The organism is Parapedobacter luteus (genome assembly GCF_900168055.1).
Taxonomy (GTDB): domain Bacteria; phylum Bacteroidota; class Bacteroidia; order Sphingobacteriales; family Sphingobacteriaceae; genus Parapedobacter; species Parapedobacter luteus.
In genome coordinates, this window is the sequence record NZ_FUYS01000023.1 from 1 (window position 1) to 6,009 (window position 6,009).

A 6,009-nucleotide genomic window follows, 5' to 3' on the forward strand; every position below is an offset into this window, starting at 1 on the left:
GATCCCAATTCACATCCTCGGTATTCATCGAAGCACTTAAAAAGCATGAGGTGAAAATATCCATGGACGGTAAGGGCCGGGCTTTGGACAATATCTACATCGAACGGTTCTGGGGTTCGCTCAAAAGGGAGAAAATCTATCTGAATCCACCAAACGGTGGGGTCGATCTATATCGGCAGGTAAAGGATTATGTATGCTTCTACAATACCGAGAGAAGGCATAAATCGATCGGCCGGATAACACCCGACGAAAGGTTCTATCAGATAATCAAAAATGTGTCGTGATTATATCTTAAATTAGTGCAAAAGTTGTCCAGCAAATAGGGAGTATCATATTGATTTTCTTTCAGCATTTCCAATTATTCTATTATTACTAGCTTGGTTCGTAGTTTTAATTGAACTGTCATATCCTTTTTTGTTGTTCACAAAGAAAATACGATCATTTGGTATGACTGCTGTGATCTGTCTGCATTTTGGAATTGCTATATCTCTCGGACTTTACTTTTTTTCTATCTTGATGATTCTATTGACTCTTTGTGCTTTTCTAGATTTGAGCAAAAAAACTCTACCGATAACTAAAGGGATAGCTGTTTGAGAAGTTAATTTTAAATCGTTTTTTTTCAAACTACATCAATTCAATGTGGTCAGCTATTATACATATATTATTGCTTACACTACCTATTTCTGTCAGTCATGCTCAGACAAGCGATGTGTTTGGAAAAGTTAGTGACATCTCTGACGAGTCTCCAATGCATCAGGCCTCAGTGGTTTTATTGAATGCAAAAGATTCTATTATCTATGCCGATGCGAGAACCCAAAATGGGATCTTTTCTTTTAAGGATGTTGATTATGGATCTTATAAACTCTTGGTGACTTATCCTGATTACACCGATTTTGTGATGCCTGTAATAGTAGATCGATCAGGACCTATAGATCTTGGAAATATAAAAATGTGGAGTGATATGGTATTATTGGATGAGGTTTTAGTTACGGGCAAAAAAAAACCAATACGAATAATTGGTGACACTATCGAGTATAATCCATCTTTATATAATCTTGCTCCCCATGCTACTGCCCAGGATCTGTTGAAACAATTGGATGGGATAAACGTGGACAAAGATGGGAACATTACCGCCATGGGCAAAAAAGTAACACGCGTATATGTTGATGGAGAAGAATTTTTTGGCCATGATCCGGTCTTAGTCACTACAAATATACGGGCTGACATGATCGAAAAGGTTCAGGTATATGACAGAAAAAGTGATAATGCTGCTTTCACTGGTATAGACGATGGAAAAGATGAGAAAGCGGTCAATATGAAGTTGAAAGATGATAGTAAAATCGGGTTGTTTGGCAAGGTTGGGATCGGAATAGGAAATGAAGATTTCTACAATGCCAATGGTTTCTTCAACCATTTTAATAATGATAGAAAGTTCTCCGTTTATGGCTTATCAAATAATGTGGGTTCTGTGGGATTAAGCAGTAGAGACAGACAGCAGTATGCAGACGGCAGCTTTGAATCCACGTATAACAATTATGATCTTGACCCGTGGAATGGTGAGTACTCGGGAAAAGGCATCCCAACTTCATCAGGACTTGGAAGCCAGTTTAGCAACAAATATTACGACGGCAAGTTCAGCCTCAATATAAATTATAACTTTAATGATATCGTGATAGACGGTATTGATCATAATATAGTGCAAGATAATTTACCAACTTCCTTTTTCATAACAGACGTAAATAGAACTTTTCACAACCACATGCAAAAACATAATTTCAGTGGAACTTTCAAGGTTGATATAGATCAGTCATCAAGTATTTCCATTAAAACGAATGTTGGGCGTATAAAAAAAACAACCGATAATCACTATATCAGCTCTACACTCGATTCAAATAGTAGACTTTTAAATTCAAATACAAGATCATTCTCGACTGGTTCAAACAAACGGATTGGAATGATTAATCTATTGTATCTTAAAAAATTCCGAAAAGAACGGCGGACAATTTCCATTGCTGTGGACATTTTTGATACGAAATCAAATTCCGATGGTGGATTAGAATCAAACACTTTTACCTATCGAAATGAAAATAACATATACTTGAACCAAGAGATGAATAATTCGGATGGCACATCCTTTAAGACCATTCGTTCAACTTATACAGAGCCCTTAACAAAATATTCTACGATAGAAGCAAGTATCGAAGGAACTGTTAAAACTTCCCTACTTTTTCGGAACAATGAAATTGTACGAGCAGATGTCGATTTTTCGTATGTGGACAGTTTGTCATTAAGTGATTATAAACTAAACCAAGTATTTGGCAAAGGAGGAATTAAATACCATTTTAATAAAGCAAAGTTTACAATACAATTAGGCTCTGAATTTATCTATGTAAATTTTGATCAGAGAAGTTTAGATAAAGACTATTTAATAAAAAGGAATTTTGATTTTTTTCAACCATCCGCAGATTTTACCTATAGGATCAACCCGCTCACCAGTATTTCACTAAAGTATTTTGGTTTTTCAAACATGCCGGACATCCTGTTGTTACAACCATTTGTGAATAATGTAGATCCGTTAAACATTGTAATTGGCAATGAGGAATTAAATCCTTCATTTTCTAATAGATTAACTTTAGGATACAACAGTTATAATGACCAAAAAAATATATTAATGTATGCGAATGGGAGCCTAACTATTACTAATATACCTATAGGATCCACAATCGTTACTGACGCTAACGGCGTAAGCACCTATTCATATGTAAATGTCGAAGGAGGAAAAAATATATCGTATAATTCTTCATTTGGTGTTCATTTCCCTTCTCCAATACCAAAGGTAGGAATGTCTATCAATGGAAGCTTTTTGGGAAATCGAATTGACAATTTCGTCAATTCGAAATTGTCGCAAAGTGATTTTAACAGTTACAGTCTAAGTGTAGGATTCGGAGGTTCAAAAGAGAACACCTATAATGGTGGACTAAGTGTCGGTGTTATGTATAACACTAACTATAACAATCTTCAGCCTGATTACGGTAATAAATATTGGGGATATTCTTTCAGTCCAAATTCAGACTTTTATTTGCCTTATGGAATTACTCTGAATACCGGGCTAAACTACTTGTTCCAAGGAAAAACAAAAGTTTTCACGGAAGATTTTCGTCAAGCAATTTGGAACTCATCATTGGAGAAAAAATTCTTAAAAGATAAGAGTCTCTCCATTAAACTAAGTGTTAATGACATCTTGGACCAAAATAGAGGATTCCAAAGAAGTATGAACAATAGCCAAATTATCCAAAATACTTACAGCACAATTGGTAGGTATTTCATGGTATCTTGTCTATGGAATTTTCGAAAGTTTTAGTTCGTATTAATATAAAAACATGATAATCAGCAAGTTTTTCATCATAGGCATTAGTATACTATCCACGATTTCTTTTTTTTTAAGAGGACAATCAAACAGATTAATTGAAAGTGGCAGGATCGAGTTTGAAAGAAGCGAAAACGTATATTCCATATTAGATAAATTATACGACAACCCGCAAGATGTCCAAATGACACGATATGTGGAAAACTACAAAAGCAATGGCCCAAGATTCAAAACATCTTCCTTTATTCTCTTATTCGATGCCCAGACCACATTATACAGCCCAAAGGACAGTAATGAACCAGTGAGTACGGTTCTGTCCCAATACAGCTCCTATAATATTGTACATACAGATTTTAAAGATCGCGAAGTGACTTCTCAGAAAAATGTATTGGGAGTAGAGTATATACTTAAAAATAAGATAAGGGAGATTAAGTGGAGATTGACGGGCGAAACTAGAGAAATTGCTGGGTTTAAATGTAGGAGAGCGAACGGGTTGCTCGCAGATTCCATATATGTCGTAGCTTTTTACACAGATAAGATTATTACAAAAGGAGGGCCTGAATCATTTACAGGTTTACCAGGCATGATTTTAGGTCTTGCGCTTCCGGATGAACACATTACATGGTTTGCCAAAAGTTATTCGAGTGACATGGTAAACAGAGACTTGCAAAACATAGAATTAAAAGGCAGGAACATCAATTGGGAGGAGCTTGACGATATTATAAGAAACAGCACCACAGTAAGAGTACATCCAAACTTACTTGGTTTTCTACGAAAGCGGGTTGTTTTTTAAGAATTTTATCAATCTATATATTGGTAAGATTTGCGATGAAGCCGTTATGGCTGTAATACGTTAGTGATAAAAAAATGAACAACAATATTATGACTAAAATATATGTCCTCGCATTATTACTTTTGATATTAAGTAGGTCTTGCATAAACACTACCACTGCTTTAGAAGAAAGTCCTTTACAAGATTTCGAAGCAGTACCAGAAATAAAACTAAATAGTATAAAAATTACCTTGGAGCACGATTCAGTTTTATATGACCCTAGAACTATAAATGTCTTTGACTCAATCGCTGTTTTTTATGACATAAGCGGAGTTGCAGGCTTTTCAATGGTCAATTTACTAAATGGAAAATTAATTACTCGTTTCGCTCATATAGGAGATGACGAAAATTATGATATCAACACCTTATCATTGAGCCCAATCAAAGGTTCTACCAAAGAGTTTTCAATCTATGAAGGTGCTCCGCCATATAGGGTTTTTAAGTACAATATTGACAGTCTGATCAACAGCAAGACCTATAGTCCCGAGTTAGTTTGCCAACTACCCAAAGAAGTGGTTTTCGAAACTCCTCTTGTAGAATCAGATTCAGTAATTTTAGGAAATATCACTTTTACTAAATTGGACAATAAGTTTTTTGGAATTTATAACCTAAGACAAAAGACTGTTACGACAGGTATTGATGTTCCTAAATTTTCTAGTCGACGATATAAACAGTACTATCAAGATGAAAATATATCTTGGGTAAAGGCCGTGTTGGGTTCCAATATAGGCATTAGACCTAATGGAAGAGAAATTGCGTCCTTCTCTAAAAGGGGAGGTCTATTTCAAATAATTTCCATAGAGAACCACAAGCCTAAAGTCTTAACAGAAAAACTATACTATATGCCCGAGTTCGTAATTAACGAAATTTCGGAAAATATAACGAAATCCATGTATACTAAAAATAACAAATACGGATACAATAATATAACTGTCACAGAAGACCGTATATACGCTTTGTATAATGGTAAGTTAACAAATACGCCAGGAGTTGAGTCACTATCTTCTAATCTTGTTTTAGTTTATGATTGGGCAGGAAAGCCAATAAATAAAATTCTTTTAGACGATGAATATTATCAAATTGCAATAGATCCCCAGCAACTGTCGACTTCCCCGAATTAAGACTGCGTAATTTTACAAAATTCTCTTCAAATTAACCTAAACCTAAATACCCTAACACGCCTGTCTATCGCCTTCAAAAGCGGATAAAGCGTATCCGCCCGACCAACTGCATATTTTCTGATTAATTGATCGTCTTTAGCTTTACGCCCAAAATAATATATTTATGAAAGAGCGTAGAGATTACATGTTTACCCTTGTTGGCCAGTGGCGTGAGAGTGGTTTGACCCGGCAGGAGTTCTGCCTGCAGCATGGCATCACCCTGGGCAAGTTCAGTTATTGGATCAGCCGCTGGAAGGAGGATCAATCCGCCGGGGATAGCGGTTTTATTCCGATGGGTTCACCCACCAGGGCGGCAGGCCATCCTGTCTTGTCGGTTATCTATCCCAACGGTGTGCGGCTGGAAGTGCCTTCGGCGGACCTTGGACTATTGTCCAGGCTGATTGCCCTTGCCTGATGTTCAGCCTGGGGTCCTCGCACCGTTATTACCTATACAGCGGGCATTGCGACATGCGGAAAAGTTTTGACGGTCTATGCGGGCTGGTGGCCTCGGGTTTGGGCCGTGGGGCCACCGGCGGTGATGTGTTCGTGTTCCTGAACCGGCGCCGAACGCACATGAAGCTTTTGCACTGGGAGCATGGCGGGTTCGTGCTGTATGTATCCGCCCGACCAAGTACATCTTTATTGATTAA

At 37.0% G+C, this 6,009-nt stretch carries 6 protein-coding genes; all 6 read left to right on the forward strand.

Features of this window, described 5'->3' with window-relative positions; all coding sequences use genetic code 11:
* Positions 1 to 284, forward strand: a 284-nt coding sequence (locus B5X72_RS20360) for an integrase core domain-containing protein (RefSeq protein ID WP_139378806.1), incomplete at its 5' end; no start/stop codon positions are given.
* Between the two features lie 380 nt (positions 285 to 664).
* The gene (locus B5X72_RS20365; protein ID WP_176146286.1) at positions 665 to 3,361 is read left to right on the forward strand and encodes an outer membrane beta-barrel protein; all 2,697 of its coding nucleotides are present in this window, start codon (positions 665 to 667) and stop codon (positions 3,359 to 3,361) included.
* 19 nt (positions 3,362 to 3,380) lie between these two features.
* The gene (locus B5X72_RS20370) at positions 3,381 to 4,160 is read left to right on the forward strand and encodes a GLPGLI family protein (RefSeq protein ID WP_079718782.1); all 780 of its coding nucleotides are present in this window, start codon (positions 3,381 to 3,383) and stop codon (positions 4,158 to 4,160) included.
* A 74-nt stretch (positions 4,161 to 4,234) separates the two neighbouring features.
* Complete coding sequence (locus B5X72_RS20375) at positions 4,235 to 5,320, forward strand: BF3164 family lipoprotein (RefSeq protein ID WP_079718783.1); 1,086 nt, start codon at positions 4,235 to 4,237, stop codon at positions 5,318 to 5,320.
* Between the two features lie 163 nt (positions 5,321 to 5,483).
* Positions 5,484 to 5,774: an IS66 family insertion sequence element accessory protein TnpA gene (tnpA, locus tag B5X72_RS20380; protein WP_079718784.1), complete on the forward strand. Its 291-nt coding sequence runs from the start codon at positions 5,484 to 5,486 to the stop codon at positions 5,772 to 5,774.
* The coding region (gene tnpB / locus B5X72_RS20385) for an IS66 family insertion sequence element accessory protein TnpB (protein ID WP_139378807.1) at positions 5,774 to 6,009 on the forward strand (236 nt) is incomplete at its 3' end. The genes tnpA and tnpB, both read left to right, overlap by 1 nt.

What these genes read in the sequence shown, in the direction of transcription:
- B5X72_RS20370 (WP_079718782.1), top strand. Translation starts at nt 3,381, where the DNA reads ATGATAATCAGCAAGTTTTTCATCATAGGCATTAGTATACTATCCACG.
- B5X72_RS20375 (WP_079718783.1), top strand. Translation starts at nt 4,235, where the DNA reads ATGAACAACAATATTATGACTAAAATATATGTCCTCGCATTATTACTT.
- tnpA (WP_079718784.1), top strand. Translation starts at nt 5,484, where the DNA reads ATGAAAGAGCGTAGAGATTACATGTTTACCCTTGTTGGCCAGTGGCGT.